Origin of the sequence: Lactovum miscens, from assembly GCF_014202895.1 — a bacterium.
GTDB lineage: Bacteria > Bacillota > Bacilli > Lactobacillales > Streptococcaceae > Lactovum > Lactovum miscens.
This window is the reverse complement of record NZ_JACHHV010000009.1, coordinates 36,828-55,700: the sequence shown is the minus strand read 5'-3', so window position 1 is coordinate 55,700 and position 18,873 is coordinate 36,828. Positions and strand designations below refer to the sequence as shown.

Below are 18,873 nucleotides of genomic sequence, written 5' to 3'. Positions count from 1 at the left end.
GAAGGTTGGATTAATTCTTACCCAAGAAAAATGTTCAATTATAAAAATTCAAAACAGATGCTAAAACTGGCTAACTTATAATTGCAATTTTCCAAAATTTTTAAAAACCAAATACTCAATTTTTTTCATCCAAATTTGACTATAAAGTTTGCAAAATAAAATCATTTTGATAAGCAGCATCTGCACTAAACAGCACACCCTTTTCAGAAACTCGTAATATCTATGTCTTGGCACAGCAACACGACAGAGGAAAATTAAAATTACTTTTACCAAGATTTCTAAATATTGGGTTCTACTTAGTTTTCTATTCTCTCTATTTGCTGTCGTCATGATACTTTTCTCACCTCTTCTGATTTTTATTCCACAGATTAAAAATGTTTTTGACTCTGCTACTTCTTGCACCACTAACCTCTTTTTAATTGTGTATTTTCTTGCACTATATAATAGTTTATGAAAATATCGTCAATCATCTGATTTTGATCATGACGGCTTCTTAACTCCAAAAACTACACTGACTGTTCCTTTTTAGCTCTAATCTTTGCCATGTCTTCATCTCACTCTTTTCTTTAGTCGGCAGACTTTGTATCCTGCCGTAGAAGCTTTTATTTGGACATTTGTTTTTGGAATATATTCACGTTTTGAAAGAAATTAAGCTTTACTACAATATTACCTAGAAAGCAAAAAAACAAGGTGAATTATTTCAATTGTTTAATCCTAAACAAACCATACAACTGATTTAACCAATCTCATTTTCAATTTGATTATTAAAAGTTTTAAAATTATCTCAGAATAGAGACTAGGATCCAGAAAAAACTTTTACAAGATGACTTACTCCTTAAGTCCAATGAGATCGGAGATGAATTAGCGAGTTATGTCTTTAAAAATTAAATTCCATGCTCGCCAAAAAGGAAAATCCAATGAAAGAAAATTAAATTGTACAAAATAGTCAAATCAGAAAGGTAATTTAGGCTGCCATTCTGATCTTATTTTATGATTTCGTTTTATAAATTTTGTTCTCTTTGCAACATTTGCAAAGAGGGCGAATCCAAAATACTTCATAATATTTTTATAAAAATATCTCCGATTTTTTCAAGTTTTTAGTCATATCTGTTTGCTTCATAGAAGGAAGATGAAGCTGTTCGCCTCTTGCAAGAAACACAGCTTTAAAAGTAGTACAATCTTTAACCAAGTGCTGTATATTTTCATCAAAGATAAAAGGTGCTAAAAATATTGCTGTTATCGGCGTTGATAGTCACTGAGACCCACTAATTTACCTATGATATAATGGTAAAACAATTCAAAATTACACTTTGCCATTAATTTAAGTATTATTTGATTCACTCGTAATAAGAATCCTATCTATATTGCTTTGTATTTATTCTTCATCTTTTTGTGCTTGATGCGAAATCATTTACTCTTCCAGTTGTGCCAGTAGAAATCTCTTTGACGACATAGCAGTTGCTACCCAAGTAAAAAACTTCATAGTTATAAATGGGATTATCAACATTGAATGGCTTGAACACAAGTTATAACATGCAAATACCCCCTAATGCCATTCTATAATAAAAAAAATTATGTAAGAAATTTATCTTAACCGTAACTTAATTTCCTGCAAATTTCTGTAAAAATTGAAGGGGATTTATTAAAAACTGGGAGTGTGTTATATTTTTGTGATAGAATATTCCATATTAGTGAGTTTCTATTCTTCTGAGGTAAAATTTTGAAAAGATTATTTAACACTTTTAATTCAAGACTTGGATTATTATTTTGGTTCGTATTTTTTATTTGGCTTAAGACCATGCTGGCATACTTCCTCGTGATGAAGAATTTGCACTCAGCTGATTTAGCAGATTATTTATTGATGATTGTAAATCCAATTGGATTTACATCCGTCATTTTTTCGCTTACCCTTTTTATTCGAAGGAAACAACTTTTTTACCTGGCAACTTTTACTCTTGACTTTCTTGGTTCACTGCTTGTTTTTGGGAATGTTTTGTATTACCGTGAATTTTCAGACTTTTTATCTGTAAATACAATTAGCGGTGGAGCTGGTATGATGGGTCATGGATTCGACTTTGCCTCAATTCCAGTTTATTGGTATGATATTGTCTTTTGGCTTGACTTTATTGTTATTCTCGTACTTTTTGTTTTAAAAAAGATCAAGACCGATGAAAATTTCTATGGAAAACAATTTTCCTTCAAAATTTTCTCACTCTGCTTGATGCTTTTTGGCTTGAACTTCTGGATGGCTGACATGACCGAACATCGTCTGGTCAGTCGCCAGGCTCAATATGATGATACATATGTTGTTCGTTATTTAGGGCTTGGTCCTTGGCTAGTAACGAATGGGTGGTATGTTCATATTGCCAATCAGGCTCGTTCAATTGCTAATAAATCCGATTTTACAAAAGTTCAACAATATATCGAGCAAAATCGTTATTTGACATCTAACACTTCAATGCAATCAATTGGCAAAAACCGTAATTTGATTGAAATCCATTTAGAGAGCTTTCAACAAGATTTAATTAACCTTAAAATTAATGGACAAGAAGTGACTCCTTTTTTGAACTCTCTTTATAATAATACGAATACAGGAAACTCAGTCTATTCATTTAGCAACTTCTTTAATCAAGTAGGCCAAGGGAAAACTTCTGATGCAGAAAACATGCTTGAAACTTCTACCTTTGGCCTTCCGACTGGTTCTCTCTTCCAAAATCTAGGATCTACCCAAACTTTTCAAGCCATGCCTGCAATATTGAATCAGCAAGATGGTTATTCTTCTGCAGTTTTTCATGGTAATGTTGGTACTTTCTATAATCGTGTAAATACTTATAGATCAATGGGTTATCAAAATTTTATGGATCAATCATTCTGGTCTGAAAACTCCGAAAATTCGACTGCTTGGGGGGTTAAAGATAAATATCTCTTTTATAATTCAATTCCTTATTTAGAAAAATTACAACAACCTTTCTATGTGAAGTATCTTACTGTTACAAACCATACACCTTATACAGGGTTATTAAATTCTGAACTTGATCCTACTTTTAAAACGACTAACTCGGGAGATAGTATTGTTGATAACTACTTCTTAACTGCGCATTACCTTGATCAATCAGTCAAAGAGTTTTATGATTATCTCAAAGCCACAGGTCTTTATAATAAATCTATCATTGTAATTTATGGAGATCACTATGGTATCTCTGGTTCTGACTCAAAATATTTTGCACCATATGTTGACCCCGCAATTTCTAAAACTTCTAGTTCATCCAGTGCATCACCTTCTTCTACTCCTAAAACAACGAGTGCTTCTGCTCAGTGGACAGATTACAATGACACAATGATGCAAAGAGTCCCATTCATGATTGATATTCCAGGTAGTAAGAGTGGGCATATCTCAAATGAGTATGCAGGTGAAATTGATGTCATGCCAACGTTAGAACATCTGTTAGGAATAGACACTAGTGGTTACATTCAATTTGGCCAAGATCTATTTGCTTCTGGTCGATCCAACTTTGTTGCTTTAAGAAATCGTGGTTGGGTCACCGCTGACCTCACCAAAGCCAGCGGAACAAGCAACACGTATTATGATACTAATACGGGTCAGCCCCTCAATCTGAACGCTAGCCAACAAATTGAGGCCGACAAGATACAAGCAGAAGTCAACCAACTTCTTGATATGTCTGACGCATTAAACAGTGAAGACTTATTGCGCTTTTACACACCAATTAATTTTATTCCAATTACTTCAAAGACTACTTCTTACACTGTTTCAGCCACAAATTCTCGTCTAACAAAATCTATTGATAAGCTTAAAGCTAAATCAACTGCCTTGCTGAGTGAAAATCACGGAATTTCATCACAGGATATTTTTCCAAATCCTGCAGATCAATTAAAAACTCCAGAAAATAGTAACTCGTCAACTTTTACATCGGAATCTTCAAGTAGTAAGGGGGCTAAATAATGGAAGCTGGATATTTTCAACCTCTCAACAATCATTATAAGTTAGCTTGGATTTGGTGGGTGATTTTACTCTCTGTTCAAGAAACCCTGTTTTATGAAGATAATATGAAGATTTTTACATCATGGCAGATTAGCCTTATTATTTTTGTCCTCGCCTACTTATATTTCTTAGTTCGGCAGAGACGTTTCTTTGTTTCGAACCATCACCTCTATTTTACAAGCGACTTCCGTTTACGTATGCAAGAATTTGAAACAAGTCGACTTTCATCAGTCAAGCTTTATTCAAACAGAATCAAATTTATATATGATGGTAGATATTGTCAATTTGTTGCGTTTGGCAGCTCTCACCACTTGTTAATGAATGCTTTGAAGGAGAATCAAGTTGAATACATTGATAAAAGATTTAACTCATCCAAAAAGGATTAGTATTTTTTGGTGGACTGCCTTTGTTTTGACAGTCATTGGGATAAATACTTATACTGTAAGTCAAACCCCTAAATGGTCTGAAAAATATATTACAGCTTTTATTCTTGGAAATATTTGCATATTTGTCTCTGCAGCCTTCATTTATTTTCTTTACCAAATTGCAAAATTTCTACCAAGTCTCTCAAATGAAAAACATATAAAATTTTACAGGGTATCATTCATTGTTTTGGTTTTTTCGCTTTTAGTATTTCCTTTTATTCTAATAATCCATGTACCAGATTCTGCACATAATTGGGATTTTTTTGAAGTCTTTAATTTAACCAGTCAATTACACGGAACTAGTTTTCAAAATTTGCCTATGACGGAAAATGAGAGACTTTATTTTCTTAGGTATGCAAATAATCAGTTTTTCGGTTTGCTCTATAATTATATTTTTGCACCCTTTAATATTACAGCAAAAATATGGCTTACAACCTTTATTTCCGCAATTTTCACAACGATTTCAGTTATGGCTGGTTCTCTGATTATTAAGAAAATATCAAATGTTAAAATGGCTTTGATGTATAATCTTGTGGCCTTTGGTTTTCTACCGTTTTATCTCTATGGAGCTGAGCTATACACAGATACTGCTTCACTACCCTTTGCCATCTTAGGGGTACTCTTCATTGTCTATGCTATCAAGTCTGACAGCACTAGGAAACAAGTGCTATGGTGGAGCGTTGCTGGAGTTGTAATCTTCTTTGGTTACTATATTAAGCCTACTGTAGCAATTCCTCTTGTTGCTGCTGTGCTCTTTCTTTTTCTTAATAAGAAATGGAAAAAGCTCCTCATAATGCTACCACTTTCATTTATTCTTTTTCTTGGCATGCATGAAGTTGTAAATCTGACTATCGCAACTGAACCAGCCTTCTCTCAAAAAAACAATAATCGTTACAATATGCCTTTGATGCATTGGATTACGATGTCTTTTGCTCCTAAAAATCATTGGGGTGGTTTTGATTCTAATATCTTAGCTTATTCAGAATCATTCACTAATAAGTCTGCCAAACAAGCCGGAGATATTAAGCTGTTTATAAGCAATTTAAAAAAGCAAGGTATTCCAGGCGTGATTTTACAATTATGTAGAAAGATTTTGTACACTTGGTTTAATGGAGATTTAAGTGACTTCTTCTATACCTATCATCATCAAAATCCATTCATTGCAAAATATTTTGACTGGACTAAACCAAATGAAGGAAACGTGACTGGATGGATCCTGATCAAGACCGCTCAAACTTTACTTTGGATTTTTATGGTTCCCTTAATGTGGTATGAAATTGCTTTGTCAATCTTTAAAAATTATAAAACAGAGTGGTTTATACTCGGACTTTCAATAGCTGGACTGTCAGGATTCCTATTGATCTGGGAAGCTAATTCTCGTTACCTTTATAATTTTTCCCCAATCATAATTATTATGGCAGTTAAAGGACTGTTTGATCTTTTAGAGCGGAAGGTACCCAAAAATGAACTTCCTAAATAAATCATTATCTAAAGTCTTATTTGTCTTATTTTCTTTGGCATTTCTAGCCATGCTTTTGCAACCCTTTACGAACTCAGGTTTTGTTGAACCGATTAGTGTTATTATTCTTGCTATTAGCTTTTTCTTTGTTTTGCGCTGGATCTATCAAAAACTATCAACATTGAATCAAAAAAAATTAAAAATTTTTGCCTTTGTCTTAATCATATTCATAGTTTTAACAGAGATCCTTTGGGCAATGAACGGACATGCAGAATTATTTGGTGATCCTTGGCACACTCAAGTTCAGGCAGAAAGACTCTTTAAAGGTCAAACGAGCTGGGATATTTGGATTCTTCAATACCCTAACCTTGTCCCTTTAGTTGGACTTGAACTCGCTTTCATGAAAACTGCAAGTTTTCTACACATAAGTTTCTATAGTGTTTTCTATACCTACAACATCATAATTAGCTCTTTAATCTGGATCTTAATTGCTAGGTTGCTCTGGCAGAAGAAGCCTTTTCTTTCAGTTTTTTCATTGCTGATCATTTTTTGTAGTCCTGTCCTATCAGGCTTTCTTGTTCAAGTTGGCTACTCGGATGGACTAGCTATTCTTTCTCTCTTAATCATTGTCTCAATCTTTGATAAAGCAACCCAAAAAGGACGTTTTACATTTTTAGAATTCCTTGCTAGTTTAATAATCTTTGCGGTTGCTTATTTAGCTCGGCCAAATGTCATTGTTTCTTTAGTTGCAATTTTAATTATTGGAATTTTAGCCTATTGGAAAAAAGAGAAATATTTAAATGTATGGAAAATATGCCTTTACATGGCAATTGCATTTATACTTGGCATAATCTTTGCCATTCTTGCAAATCATCTTATCGCAAAATCAATTGGATATAATCTAAATAATCCGCATGTTTTCCCAATTTGGAATTGGATCTACGAGTCCTTGAACTTGAAATCAGGAGGCGAATGGGGCCCGACAGATCGAGATTACACCCTATTTCATATTGGTTATTCTTCCAGCAAAGCCGCTGACATAGCTGGAATTATCAACCGACTAAAGATTTATAACCTTCTTCTGATTCCTTTATTTTTTATAAAATTTGTAACTTTATGGTCAGAGGGAACTTTTGAAGTTGGAAGTGACTATACCATGTTTAATTATCGCTACAATTGGACACACGCTCCAGCATTTATCACCGAAAATATCGGAAGTATTAATATCTTTTGGGAAATAGTTTTAAAAGCTTTAATGGCTCTCCTACTTTTTTCCATTGCATATAGCTTATTAAAGAAAAAGAAGGATCTGACATCTTCTTATGGTTTTATGCTATTAATTATTATGGGAGTTTCTTTATTTCACACCTTTATCTGGGAAGTTAAACCGCGTTATCAATTTATGACCATTGGCCTCCTTTTGGTTGTTGGACTTTTGAGCTTGGATTCAATTTTTGGTTATGAAAAGATATCAATCTTCAAGCAAGATTTCAATTGGAAAAAATTCATTAAAATATTTGTGCCAGTTGCCTCCGTTTTATCTCTTTTTTCTATGTCAACGATTATGCAACTCCAACCCAAGCAAAAAATAGTGGTAACTGCTCAGCAGCATCCTGCTGATAATTATGGTTATTCAAAAGATGTACTCAAGATTTCCCCCAAGGAGACCATTTATCAGGAATTCGAGTTATCAACAAATGCTAATCAAATTGAGTGGCAGACTGGGACAACTGGACCATTAACTCTTAAAGTTCAGAAGAACAGTTCTAAAAATTGGTCTGATTTTGATAGTCATACCATAAAAACTGAAAATACAACTGCTGATCAGGTAAATCAGATCTTTAATTCAAATATGAGCGCAGGACAATATCGACTTGCAATTTATAATCCAAACAGCGTTACGGTAGGTATCCGGGCAATGTTGAATCCTATTGCATTAGACTATCCTTATTTGATAAAATTACCTAATGGACAAACTGCATCACTCGGTTTTGTAATTTCTCAATCCAAAGAAGTCTCTAAATACCCATTCGTCATGATTTTCTTCTTTGCAATTCTTTTTTTAGTCATCAATATCTTCATACATAAATGGTAAAATTTATTTTTAAAATTTTTATGATTCCAATAATTTTGGCAACACTTGCCTTTGCCATTTTTTCAAATGACCAGTTTTTGTATTCCGAGCCTGTTGGACTAATCACAGCGATCAAGACTACTTCTATATCTACAGTAAAAGATGAATTTAATAACTATGATAAAAGCATCACACAAATATTAAATATAAAGTTATTAAACAAATCTCAAAAAACTATTCAAATTGAAAATACTGCAACCTTATCACAGACAGATAGCCAAGTCTATCAAATTGGTCAACAAGTTATCCTCAATCAAAACAAGCATCATTTTCAAATTGGAAGTCTAAAACGTGATGCCGTACTTGCAGCAATTATTGTCTTGATTGTCTCCTTTTTGATCACTTTTATGAGATGGCGAGCCTCCTTCTACTTAATTTTAAGTATCATTCTATCAATTATTTATTTTATAATTGCTATTCGCTTCAACCTTGAGTTCACTGATATTTCAAGCTTATTGATATATGGAACACTAGCCCTTATCTTTTCATTTAGTGCACTAAGTTTTGTTCTCGGCCTGAACCGCCAAATGATTTTTACTTTCTTGACAACAATCATATCTACGACATTTACCTTTTTACTTGTCATAATACTTTTGAGCATGACTCATTCAATTGGGATTAACTTTGAATATATGGAATTTGTCACAAAGAATCCGCAAACCCTTTTCTTTATGGGAGCATCAATAAGCGTATTGGGAGCCATAATGGACTGTTGCGGTGATATTGTGGCTGGACTCTTTGCTTTATTCCGTCAAAACCCAAAAACGAATCAGAAAAGCTATTTTCATTCTGGAATTAACATTGGTCAAGAAATTACAGGGACCCTCACAAATGTGCTTTTCATGATTTTTATTGCTGGGACCCTCCCGATGACATTTTTACTTCTAAGAAACGGAAATAGCTGGTCTTATATTTTCTCAGTTGCTTTAAATTTGGGACTTCTCCAAACTCTGATTTCAGCAATTGGAATTATCTTATCTGTTCCAATTACTGCTTGGCTGACTGCCTTCTTCTTATCTAGACAAAGGGAGAAAGTCTAATGAATACAATTTTGGTTATGTCAATAGTCTTGCTCCTTTTGATGGTTCTCATCTCAGGAAAGACGGGATTAAGAAATATTTTTGGCTTATTTCTTAATCTTATTGTTATCCTTGTCTTTATTATACTGGCAAACTGGCAGATCAATCTTCTTCTACTGACACTCGCGACAAGTATAATAATACTGACACTTGCCATATTTATGAGTTCAGAAGATAATCATGTAACTACAATTGCTTATAAATCAAGTCTTCTTGTTGTTTTGCCACTGATATTGCTGGCTTTTATCATTCAATATCTTTCACAAATACAAGGTTTTTCAGTAGAGCAGGCAGATGAATTAGAAACTCTCTCTCTTTCAGTTGGCTTGAATTTTTCTGATTTAGCTGTTTCCATCATGACAATTTCAATGCTTGGAGCAGTAGCTGAAGCAGCGATGGCAATTACAGCTAACTTAATAGAACTTATTGAGAAAAATCCTTATATTTCTTCGTCTAGCTTGGCTGCAGAACGTTTACTAATTTCAAAGCAAATTATGGGAACTGCGATAAATACGCTTTTCTTTGGAATGTTAGGAAGTTCTCTTCCTCTAATCCTTTGGTATGTTAACTTGAATGAAAATTTGTCACTTATTATCAATTCTAAATTATTACTCGCAGAAGCCATGACAATGTTTTTAGGTATCTTGGCAATTATTTTCACAATTGAGTTAGCTAGTCATTATGTTATAATGGAGCGAAAAAAGAGCATTTAATTTTAAATTAAGCTTGAAAGTTTATTATTTTAATGTTATTCATTGAGAAGAAATGAGAAAAATGAAACAACCAATTTTATACATGGTACTCCCTTGTTATAATGAAGAACTTGTGCTTGATGAAACTTCTTCAAGACTTGAGAAAAAATATCATGAGCTGATTGAAAATCAAAAAATATCTGAAAAATCACGAATTTGTTTCGTAAATGATGGTTCAAAAGATTCCACTTGGAAAATGATTTCAAATCTTCATACAAAAAAACCAGATTTGTTTTCTGGGATCAACCTTTCACGTAATCGTGGACATCAAAATGCCCTCCTTGCTGGTTTAATGACAGTTAAAGATCTTTCTGATTGCGTAATTTCTATGGATGCAGACTTACAAGATGATATCAATGTAATAGATGAAATGATTGAAAAATTTGTCAATGAAGGTATTGATGTAGTTTATGGTGTTCGTGATAACCGTGATACTGATACAAGTTTTAAACGTGGAACTGCTGGTATGTATTATAGTTTGATGAAGTTATTAGGATCAGAAAATGTACCAAACTCGGCTGATTTTCGTTTGATGAGCCATCGTGCTCTCAATGGACTTGCACAATTTGGTGAAGTAAATCTCTTTTTGCGTGGCATGGTTCCACTAGTAGGTTTTAAATCAGACATCATTTATTACAAGCGCGGTGAGCGTTTTGCTGGCGAATCAAAATATCCTCTCAAGAAAATGATTTCATTTGCAATTGATGGTATAACCTCAATGTCAGCAACTCCAATGCGAATTATCTTTTGGGTAGGTTTATTGGCCTTTGTTTTGGCTATACTTGGAGGTATCTATGTATTCCTCAGTCGTATTACGAAAGATACAGCTATTGGCTGGTCGTCAACCATGGTTGCCATTGTTGGATTTGGTGGATTGCAGCTTCTCGCACTAGGTATCATTGGTGAATATGTTGGTAAAATTTTCAATGAAGTTAAGCAACGACCAAGATATATTATCCAAGATTTTATTAATAAGCAATAATTTTAAAATTTTCTTTTGTATAATGTAATATGATCTCAGGAATATGGACTTTCCAAAGTTAGGATGGTCTTTTCTTATGATGAAATATTATTTTGAGTTTAAATGGAAAATTGCAATTATAAGTTAGCCAATTTTAAATTTGATTTGAACTTTTATAATTGAGCATTTTCTTGGATATAAATTAATTCAATCATCAATAGCCGTCACAATTTTTTTGTAGGTGTTTGTGTTCCCTTACGCAAAAAACGTCGATCATCCGATTATGATTTTTTTAATTCCACGCTCAAAGTTCGCCATGAGCATGATAGTAAACAGAATAAGCCATTGCTTCATGGTGGCATGCAAATTCACGACCATTATCCAAAGTAAGAAATTTAAAGTGATAGAGCATTCGTAAACAGACAGGGCGAGAAAGCTTATGAGGGTGCACTTCAAACAATGGTTTCTCTTGGATACCCCTTGAAATCAAAGTATTTAAAACCTTTGTAAACTTTTAGGGTCATCCTTCGACGTGCCTCATAAGAAACATAATTCACCTCCGCCGTCGCTCATAAGTGTAAAATAATTGGCGGTAGCTCGAAAGAGTGATCGCTTTTTGATTTCAGAAAAAGGACAAAAAGAAAAAGAACCTTTAAAATTGAGTTTGCGAAAACAACTTAGAAAGGTTCTTATGGACTCGATTTTAACACAGATAACGGAGATTTTGACAAATAAAGCGGGTATTTTAGAACGCGAAAGTAGCTTGAATCATTTTTTAGAACACTTGGTGAGTGATTTGGTAGGTCAAGCCCTGGAAATGTTGGATACTCAGATGGTCGCTTCCATGAGGGAGAAAGGGTATCAAATCGCCAAGCGTCGCAGTCGATCAGTGAGTTTCTTCTTTGGGACGGTCACCTTTCGCCGTCGGGCGTATGTTAAAGCTGGAGAAGTATTTTATCCCGTGGATCACTTGCTCGGCTTAGCGTCAAAACAACGTCCGTCTAAGTACGTTCAGAATGTTTTCGCACAAGCGAGCACACTGGGTGTATTTAGGAAAGTGTCAGAGCTCATTAATTTGGTTTCTCCCCTCACGATCAGTCACCAACAGCTCCAACAATTGGCGAAGCAAATAGGTCAAGAGATTGACCGCAATCAAAGTAATGCCTTGGCGAATGCGCCAACGTCAGGGACACGAAAAGTCAAAGTTTTGTATCTAGAAGGGGATGCATTCTCTGTAGGAAAACAAGGCGGAGGGAACTTTTATCTTCACCGTCTTCAAGTCTGTGAAGGCCGTCAAAAAGTGGGGAAACAGCGTATGGAACTTCGCCACTCCCAAGAATTCATTGATTTGGACCGAGAGAAAGCTTTTGAAGCGCTCGAAAACTATTTGGGTCAGACCTATGACTTACGTGAGACGGTGATTGTGAGTAACTCCGACGAAGGTTCAGGCTACCAAAAGAGAGACTTTGACAGCTTGTGTGGCGAAGCATTGTGCCACGAGCACTTTGTGGACCGTTATCACGTGAACAAGAAGATCAAGGAACGCCTGAAGTTTGTGCCGGAATTGGTGAAGGATTTTCAACAGGCGCTGTACGCTTACGCTTCTGACAGCTTGGTTCCGCTTTATGAGACGATTGAGAGCTTGTGTGAAACACCAGAAGAACTTGAGAACCTGCACTTACTTCAAGCTTACATTAATCGCAATTGGCGCTCACTCAAGCCTTTCAAACAACGTCCCCTTCTCAAAGATTTTGAGGCAGTCATTGGCACTTGTGAGAGTCACCACCGTCTCTATACTTATCGGATGAAGAAACAAGGACGACGTTGGCGTGAAGCCGGCGCTCAGGTGATGGTTAAATTGCTTAGTGCACGTCGGAATCAAAACTTTAACACCTACACGGATTATGACTTCCTTCCTGAAATTGAAGTGCCTGCTTACGACTGGCAAAGTTTATTTAGGACTTATCAGAAGCCAACCTCAGAGTTCAAGAAGGTGATGAAATGGGATTACACTTCACTTTACCAAGTACATCTTGGATCTCATAAGCTCAGGATGGGCTTTAAAATATAAACAAAAATTCAGTTTTGAAGATTTACAGCCAATTATTTGACACTTACCCGTCGCTCAATCAGTGCTAAACATTTACCTTTTATGTTAGAATGAGTTTGCATCTGAATTCTCTTCTACTTTTTGTTCTTTCAAATTCAAGTATAAGAGATCCAGATGTTTTTTCTTGCTTCAGGTGACCAAACTAATTTTACAATTTGCCGCTAAATTTAAATTATAATTTATCCAAAAATTAAATTTAATTATTTACAATCGGAAAGCTATTTTCTTTAATAATTTCCTAAAATTTTAGATACAGCAAAATTTTAATCTCAGTTAACTTTCTTAAAAAAATGGTAAAATTACAACATGTTAAATTTTGTAAAACGACTACTTTCCGCTTTTAATACTCGTATTGGCTTGGTATGGTATCTAGCTATTTTTTTATGGATTAAGACACTTATTGCATATATATCCGTTTTTAACCTCCGCGGTGTTGGTGTGGTAGATAATTTGATGATTTTTATAAACCCCTTTTCTTTCACCATTGCAGCCTTTAGCCTAACACTTTTTATCAAGCGAACTCCGATATTTTACACAGCAATCGGATGTCTATCAGCCTTAGCCACTCTTATTCTATTTGGTAATATCAATTATTATCGAGAGTTCACAGACTTTTTGACCATTGATACAATCATTAGTGGATCACGTATGTTTGGGACTGGAGCTCTGGGGGTAGACTCAATTCCAACAAATATGTGGGATTTTATTTATTGGATAGATTTTATAATAATTATTGTTTTGTTTATTGTGAAACGAATTAAAATTGATAAGCGTCCTATTGAAACAAAAAGAGCATTTACCTGGTTTTCCTTTGCTCTAATGCTCTTTGGTTTAAACTTTTGGGCAGCTGATGTAATCAAGCCACAATTAATTATGGCCAGAGCTCAGTCTGACAAGACTTACGTAGTACGTTATCTCGGTTTAGGTCCATGGATGTTGACTGATTCATACTATACTCACCTAGCAAATTCACAACGTGCCAATGCAAAACTTAGTACCCTTCAAAATATTCAAAAGTACATTAAAGACAACCGTTATCTAGCTCCAAACATCACCTTCGAACAATCACAAGGTGTTCAAAAGAAAAACGTAATTTTGATTCATTTGGAAAGTTTTCAACAATTCTTGGTTGACTTAAGTATTACAGGAACTGACAATCAACAACATGTTGTAACACCCTTTTTAAACTCAATCTACCATTCAACCGAGACTTATGGTTTCAATAACTTCTATAGCCAAATCGGTCAGGGAAAAACTTCTGATGCTGAGACATTACTCGAAACTTCAACTTTTGGTTTGCCCGCAGGTTCTTTCTTGTCAAAAGATGGGGCGACTCAAACTTTCCAGGCGATGCCTTCAATTCTGAGCCAGACTCAAGGTTATTCCACTGCTGTATTCCATGGTAATGCTGGTTCTTTCTATAATCGTATCAATAGCTACAAGTCAATGGGTTACCAAAACTTCTTTGATCAGTCCTACTTTGATGCCAATAATGCAACTCTAACAAGCTATGGTGTAAAAGACAAATTACTTTTCCATGATTCAGTGCCCTACCTTGAACAGCTTCAGCAACCTTTCTATGTTAAATATTTAACAGTATCCAATCACCTGAATTATGATATTTCTCAAGATGATTGGGATCCAAATTTCAAGACGACAGATAGTGGTAACAAACTGATTGATAAATACTTTGTGACTGCTCATTACCTTGATCAAGCTATCAAAGAATTTTATGATTACTTGAAAGTAACGGGGCTTTATGATAAATCAATGATCGTTCTTTATGGAGATCACTTTGGTATTCCCGATTCCAACAGCGCTGACTTGTCAACCATTCTCAAAACTGCTACTGACGCTCCTCATTTCAACCAGACGGATTACAATGATTTCGACTGGACTCAACTCCAAAAGACCCCATTTATGATTAATATTCCTGGCAACACTAGTGGGCATATCATCAATACCTATGTGGGAGAACTTGATGTAATGCCGACTATTGAGCATCTTCTTGGCGTTGATACCAGTAAATATGTTCAGTTTGGGCAAGATATGTTTGCTTCAGGAAGAGCTGACTATGTCGCGCTCCGTAATGGCGGTTTTGTCACACCAACCATCACTTTGCCATCCATAAGTTCAAAAGTGTTTTACGATACCCAAACAGGTCTTCCAATAACAGCACCGACTCCTGACCAAGTCAAGTATGTAGCCGATACTAAAATGAAAGTAGCCCAACTACTTCAAATGTCAGACAATTTAAATAATCAAAACCTATTACGGTTCTACACACCTGATGACTTCAAACCCGTGAATACAACAAATTATGACTACTCATTTAAAACTACTTTGAAACGTTTAGCTAATCAACAAAAAAGCCTTGGTGCAGGTTCAACCTCACTCTGGTCACAGAACGGAAATAAGACAAGCTGGAATAATTTTATCACTAATGCCCCTGAGTTGATCAACGGAGCTGATAAACCAAAATATAAGCCATCAAAATAAGGAGTTAATTAATGCAATCTGGATATTTCGTACATTTCACCAATATATATCGGACTTCTTGGATCTGGTTAGTAATTATTTTGGCTTTTCAGCAAATTCTGGTTCTCGAGTCTGGGCAAAAAAATAATCTTTTTTTGAACCTTCTCTTTTGGATATTTATAGCTTTCCTGTTCTACCTAATTTGGCCACGACGTTTCATGTTTATCGAAAATAGTTTCTATTTTACGAAACTTTTCAGTGCAAAGCTCGTTGAAGTTGACTTGAGGTATGTAAGTGGGGTTCACACTGGAAAATATACTTTTCAGTTTAATTATGCAGGAAAGTATTACCGCTTTCTTTCAGTTGGAAATGGTTTGAATCTTCTTAAGGATAGATTTCAAAAAGCAGATCTACTCGAAAGTGTAGTTGCTTCTGAAAGTGAGTAAAATTTACTATTCAAAAAAGGTTTGACTCAAATGAATCAAACCTTTCAATCTATTACTTTAATTTTTTCTTGAGTCAAAAGAATAGAATTCACGATGACTGATATACTCGATAAGCTCATAACTACCAGCACAATCATTGGATTTAGTAAACCAAAAGCTGCAAGTGGTATAGCAATTATATTATAAACAAAAGCCAAAAAATAATTTTGCTTAACTTTTTGAATAGTTTTGTGTGATATTCTTATGAGTTCTGGTATTTTCCAAAGCTTCTCACTAATCACGGTGACAACCCCTGCTTCCATTGAAAGATTAGATCCTGTTGCCATTGCCACACCGACGCTTGCGGCTGCTAATGCTATTGAATCATTGAATCCGTCTCCTACTAGCATTGCATCTGGTGTTTGTGCAACTAACTCAAGCTTTTCATTTGACGAGAGACCAGCTTTTACTTCATCCAACTGAACTTCATACTGAATTCTTCTGGCTTCTATTTCATTGCCACTAGTCAACAAAACAGTTTTCACTCTATGCTTTTTGAGGTACTTTATAACCCGAATGCTATCTGCTTTAATGGAAGATTTAAAAGTTGCAGTAGCAATTAACTTACCTGCCACAGCCAGATATATGGCTTTGCTATTCTTCTCCTCAATATTAACGTTATTCTGACGCATCAACTTATCATTACCAGCATAATATGAAATCCCATTGATGACACCTGTCAGGCCAAGCCCCATAATTTCTTTAAAATCACTTACATCAAAAACTTCTTTTAATTCAACTGCCCTAGCGAGTGGATGTTTTGACTGTGCTTCAAGCGAAGCGAGTACTTTATATTCAAATTCATCACCTGTAAAATCATTCATTTCGAATTCACCTGTAGTAATCGTACTTATCTTGTCAAAGAAAACAGTTTTAATTTGTCCAGCTAACTCCAATGCATTGGTATCTTTGATCAAAATACCATGATTACTAGATAACACCTTTCCTGAAATTAGCGCTGTAGGCATTGCCAAACCCAGCGCACACGGGCATGAAATAATTAACACAGCCACTGCGTGCATCATCGAAGTTAATAAATCATGTGAGAAAACAAGGGTCAGTATAAGAGTCAAAATAGCAATCAAAAGTACAACCGGTACAAATATAGCATAAATTTTTTCTGCGTATTTTCTTACATTGGATTTTGAGCATTTATCTTCTAACATGAGGCTAACTGTTTTTGCAGTTGTCGAATCTTCAATTTCATGAATTACCATCGCTTGAATTTCTCCGTCCAGGGTGAGGGCTCCTTCATTTAGCATATCCCCTTCAGATTTTATTACAGGAAGCGATTCATCTGAGATGCAACTTTCATCAAAGGAAGCCCTACCAGAAATAATCTCCACATCCAAAGGTACTTTTTCACCAGCAAATATTCGAATATGATCAGAAGCTTGAACAGTTTCAATTTTCATATCGCCTTTGGCTGTGTGAACATATTTCTCGCGACCAGACATAAGTGTTGCAATCACATTTGAAATTTTTTCCTTGGAATTCTGTTCAAGGAGTCTCCCCATAACAATCAGAGTAATGATTCCCATACACGACTCAAAATTTAACGCATCCATCTTACCGAGAAAGACTGCAAAAATTAAACTTGAAAAATAAGCACTAGTCGTTCCAATAGCTACGAGAACATCCATATTTACAGATTTATTCTTCAGAGCATAGTAGGCCCCACGATAAAAACGCCAACCAACAATAAATTGTACAGGAGTTGCAAGTGCCAGCTGAATCCAAATAATATGAAAGTTTCTAAAAAGCCCCCAACCAAAAACATCACCAATTGTAGCCATAACAACCGGAGTGGTAAAGATTAACGATAACCAAAAAGATATTTTCAAATTTCGGTTTTTTTTAAATTGAACTTTCCAATCCTTCATTTTGCGAACTTTATCATATACAATAGCATCAAAGCCAACATCTTCAACCAGTTTGATGATCTCACCATCTGAAAAGCTGTCTTTTACTCTGATTTTGACCTTTCCAGTTGCAATATTGACAATTGCTTTTTCAACTTGATCAGAAGAATTCAATGCCCTCAAAATTATATTTGCACCCTTGGCATTATTCATACCTATGATAATAAAATTTTGCTTGCGCATCTTTAACCTAGAAGATGATAGCCAATTTCAATGACTTCAACCATAAAACTCTCAACACTTGCATTCTCCCTTGCCTTGACAAGGGTTTCATTTTTCTTCAAAGGAATTTTCACATATCTCCCATATATCTATAACTAATGTTACAGGCCCACACAACAGTTTTAAATTATGCCTTGAATTTCTTAAATAATTACTGCTTATAGGTTCAAATATAGTACATTTTTCTATCCAGTGTGAGACTAGCCAAATTACTTATTTACTTACTTATTATTTGATTGTGAACACAACTACAATTGTTATCATCAAGACAGTCACAGCTCACCGTTTCTGTAGCTACTTTTTCCTGAAGTTGCTTAATTAAGTTATCAATATCAGATTGCTTCAATTTTGCCAGGTCAATCGCGTCTGATAAAAATTCAGATTCCTTCGTTGCACAAATTTTTTCCAAGAGTTCACCAGTCATTTGGCGAATGGCGTCACATTCACTCATTGCAGCACGATAAACAAAGGCTCGTCCTTCCTTTTCAGTCGTGAGGACCTCCTTTTTAACCAAACGTCCCATTAAAGTCTTCACTGTAGCTAGCGACCAATTTTGGCGTTTTGAAATTTGACGCATTACCTCTTCCACTTTGGCTCCATTTAATGACCAGATAACGCGCATAATTACCATCTCAGCATTAGATATATTTAATTCTTGCTCTTTCATCTTATTATCCTCCTTCCTGATTTGAGTAAACCCTTTTTTGTAGAGAGCATATAATTTTTCAAATTAAGTTTACAATAGTAAACGACAAATGTCAAGTCTATGCCTACATAATGGGTATCTACTTATTGTCAATTTTTTTCCAGAGTCAATAATTGGTCCTTAAAAATAAAAACTCCGCT

14 protein-coding genes are annotated in these 18,873 nt (G+C 35.0%); 10 read left to right on the top strand and 4 right to left on the bottom strand.

Annotated elements, in window-relative coordinates; translation table 11 throughout:
- Positions 1-75: 75 nt before the first annotated feature.
- The gene (locus tag HNQ37_RS03810; protein WP_183539461.1) at positions 76-402 is read right to left on the bottom strand and encodes a hypothetical protein; all 327 of its coding nucleotides are present in this window, start codon (positions 400-402) and stop codon (positions 76-78) included.
- 1,417 nt (positions 403-1,819) lie between these two features.
- On the opposite strand from HNQ37_RS03810, the gene HNQ37_RS03805 reads away from it, so the two are divergent.
- The 7 genes from HNQ37_RS03805 (at position 1,820) to HNQ37_RS03775 (ending at position 10,831) form a co-directional block, all read left to right on the top strand.
- Entirely contained in the window at positions 1,820-3,961 is a 2,142-nt protein-coding gene (locus HNQ37_RS03805) for an LTA synthase family protein (RefSeq protein WP_246415594.1), read from the top strand.
- Positions 3,961-4,386 carry an EbsA family protein gene (locus HNQ37_RS03800; protein ID WP_183539456.1) on the top strand — a complete coding sequence of 142 codons (426 nt, stop codon included), beginning with the start codon at positions 3,961-3,963 and terminating at the stop codon, positions 4,384-4,386. Before HNQ37_RS03805 ends, HNQ37_RS03800 begins: the two co-directional genes overlap by 1 nt.
- Positions 4,343-5,905, top strand: coding sequence for a glycosyltransferase family 39 protein (locus tag HNQ37_RS03795; protein WP_183539454.1), 1,563 nt, complete (start codon positions 4,343-4,345; stop codon positions 5,903-5,905). Before HNQ37_RS03800 ends, HNQ37_RS03795 begins: the two co-directional genes overlap by 44 nt.
- Positions 5,889-7,979 (top strand): hypothetical protein, encoded by a 2,091-nt coding sequence (locus tag HNQ37_RS03790; protein WP_183539452.1) that lies wholly within the window; start codon positions 5,889-5,891, stop codon positions 7,977-7,979. The genes HNQ37_RS03795 and HNQ37_RS03790 overlap by 17 nt, the downstream gene beginning before the upstream one ends.
- Positions 7,980-7,999: 20 nt before the next feature.
- A complete protein-coding gene (locus HNQ37_RS03785; protein ID WP_246415592.1) occupies positions 8,000-9,058 on the top strand; it encodes a YibE/F family protein in 1,059 nt (352 codons plus the stop codon).
- On the top strand, positions 9,058-9,810 hold the full coding sequence (locus HNQ37_RS03780) for a YibE/F family protein (RefSeq protein WP_183539448.1): 753 nt from the start codon (positions 9,058-9,060) through the stop codon (positions 9,808-9,810). The genes HNQ37_RS03785 and HNQ37_RS03780 overlap by 1 nt, the downstream gene beginning before the upstream one ends.
- 61 nt (positions 9,811-9,871) lie before the next feature.
- Positions 9,872-10,831: a glycosyltransferase family 2 protein gene (locus tag HNQ37_RS03775; RefSeq protein ID WP_183539447.1), complete on the top strand. Its 960-nt coding sequence runs from the start codon at positions 9,872-9,874 to the stop codon at positions 10,829-10,831.
- A 283-nt stretch (positions 10,832-11,114) separates the two neighbouring features.
- On the opposite strand, the gene HNQ37_RS03770 is transcribed toward HNQ37_RS03775, so the two are convergent.
- Positions 11,115-11,270, bottom strand: coding sequence for a hypothetical protein (locus tag HNQ37_RS03770; RefSeq protein WP_183539446.1), 156 nt, complete (start codon positions 11,268-11,270; stop codon positions 11,115-11,117).
- A gap of 231 nt (positions 11,271-11,501) precedes the next feature.
- Between HNQ37_RS03770 and HNQ37_RS03765 the strand changes: the two genes are divergently transcribed.
- From HNQ37_RS03765 to HNQ37_RS03755, 3 genes are all read left to right on the top strand, one after another.
- The gene (locus tag HNQ37_RS03765; protein ID WP_183539445.1) at positions 11,502-12,881 is read left to right on the top strand and encodes an ISLre2 family transposase; all 1,380 of its coding nucleotides are present in this window, start codon (positions 11,502-11,504) and stop codon (positions 12,879-12,881) included.
- A gap of 345 nt (positions 12,882-13,226) precedes the next feature.
- Complete coding sequence (locus HNQ37_RS03760) at positions 13,227-15,419, top strand: LTA synthase family protein (RefSeq protein WP_183539444.1); 2,193 nt, start codon at positions 13,227-13,229, stop codon at positions 15,417-15,419.
- 11 nt (positions 15,420-15,430) lie between these two features.
- Complete coding sequence (locus HNQ37_RS03755) at positions 15,431-15,844, top strand: hypothetical protein (RefSeq protein WP_183539443.1); 414 nt, start codon at positions 15,431-15,433, stop codon at positions 15,842-15,844.
- Positions 15,845-15,888: 44 nt separating this feature from the next.
- Here HNQ37_RS03755 and HNQ37_RS03750 read toward each other — a convergent pair whose 3' ends face one another.
- The gene (locus HNQ37_RS03750; protein WP_183539442.1) at positions 15,889-17,988 is read right to left on the bottom strand and encodes a heavy metal translocating P-type ATPase; all 2,100 of its coding nucleotides are present in this window, start codon (positions 17,986-17,988) and stop codon (positions 15,889-15,891) included.
- Positions 17,989-18,244: 256 nt separating this feature from the next.
- Positions 18,245-18,694: a CopY/TcrY family copper transport repressor gene (locus tag HNQ37_RS03745; protein ID WP_183539441.1), complete on the bottom strand. Its 450-nt coding sequence runs from the start codon at positions 18,692-18,694 to the stop codon at positions 18,245-18,247.
- Between the last annotated feature and the right edge of the window lie 179 nt (positions 18,695-18,873).

Bases quoted from the DNA above. Each gene is read 5' to 3' on its own strand.
- HNQ37_RS03805 (WP_246415594.1), top strand. From the start codon at position 1,820: ATGAAGAATTTGCACTCAGCTGATTTAGCAGATTATTTATTGATGATT.
- HNQ37_RS03800 (WP_183539456.1), top strand. From the start codon at position 3,961: ATGGAAGCTGGATATTTTCAACCTCTCAACAATCATTATAAGTTAGCT.
- HNQ37_RS03790 (WP_183539452.1), top strand. From the start codon at position 5,889: ATGAACTTCCTAAATAAATCATTATCTAAAGTCTTATTTGTCTTATTT.
- HNQ37_RS03785 (WP_246415592.1), top strand. From the start codon at position 8,000: ATGATTCCAATAATTTTGGCAACACTTGCCTTTGCCATTTTTTCAAAT.
- HNQ37_RS03780 (WP_183539448.1), top strand. From the start codon at position 9,058: ATGAATACAATTTTGGTTATGTCAATAGTCTTGCTCCTTTTGATGGTT.
- HNQ37_RS03775 (WP_183539447.1), top strand. From the start codon at position 9,872: ATGAAACAACCAATTTTATACATGGTACTCCCTTGTTATAATGAAGAA.
- HNQ37_RS03765 (WP_183539445.1), top strand. From the start codon at position 11,502: ATGGACTCGATTTTAACACAGATAACGGAGATTTTGACAAATAAAGCG.
- HNQ37_RS03760 (WP_183539444.1), top strand. From the start codon at position 13,227: ATGTTAAATTTTGTAAAACGACTACTTTCCGCTTTTAATACTCGTATT.
- HNQ37_RS03755 (WP_183539443.1), top strand. From the start codon at position 15,431: ATGCAATCTGGATATTTCGTACATTTCACCAATATATATCGGACTTCT.
- HNQ37_RS03750 (WP_183539442.1), bottom strand. From the start codon at position 17,988: ATGCGCAAGCAAAATTTTATTATCATAGGTATGAATAATGCCAAGGGT.
- HNQ37_RS03745 (WP_183539441.1), bottom strand. From the start codon at position 18,694: ATGAAAGAGCAAGAATTAAATATATCTAATGCTGAGATGGTAATTATG.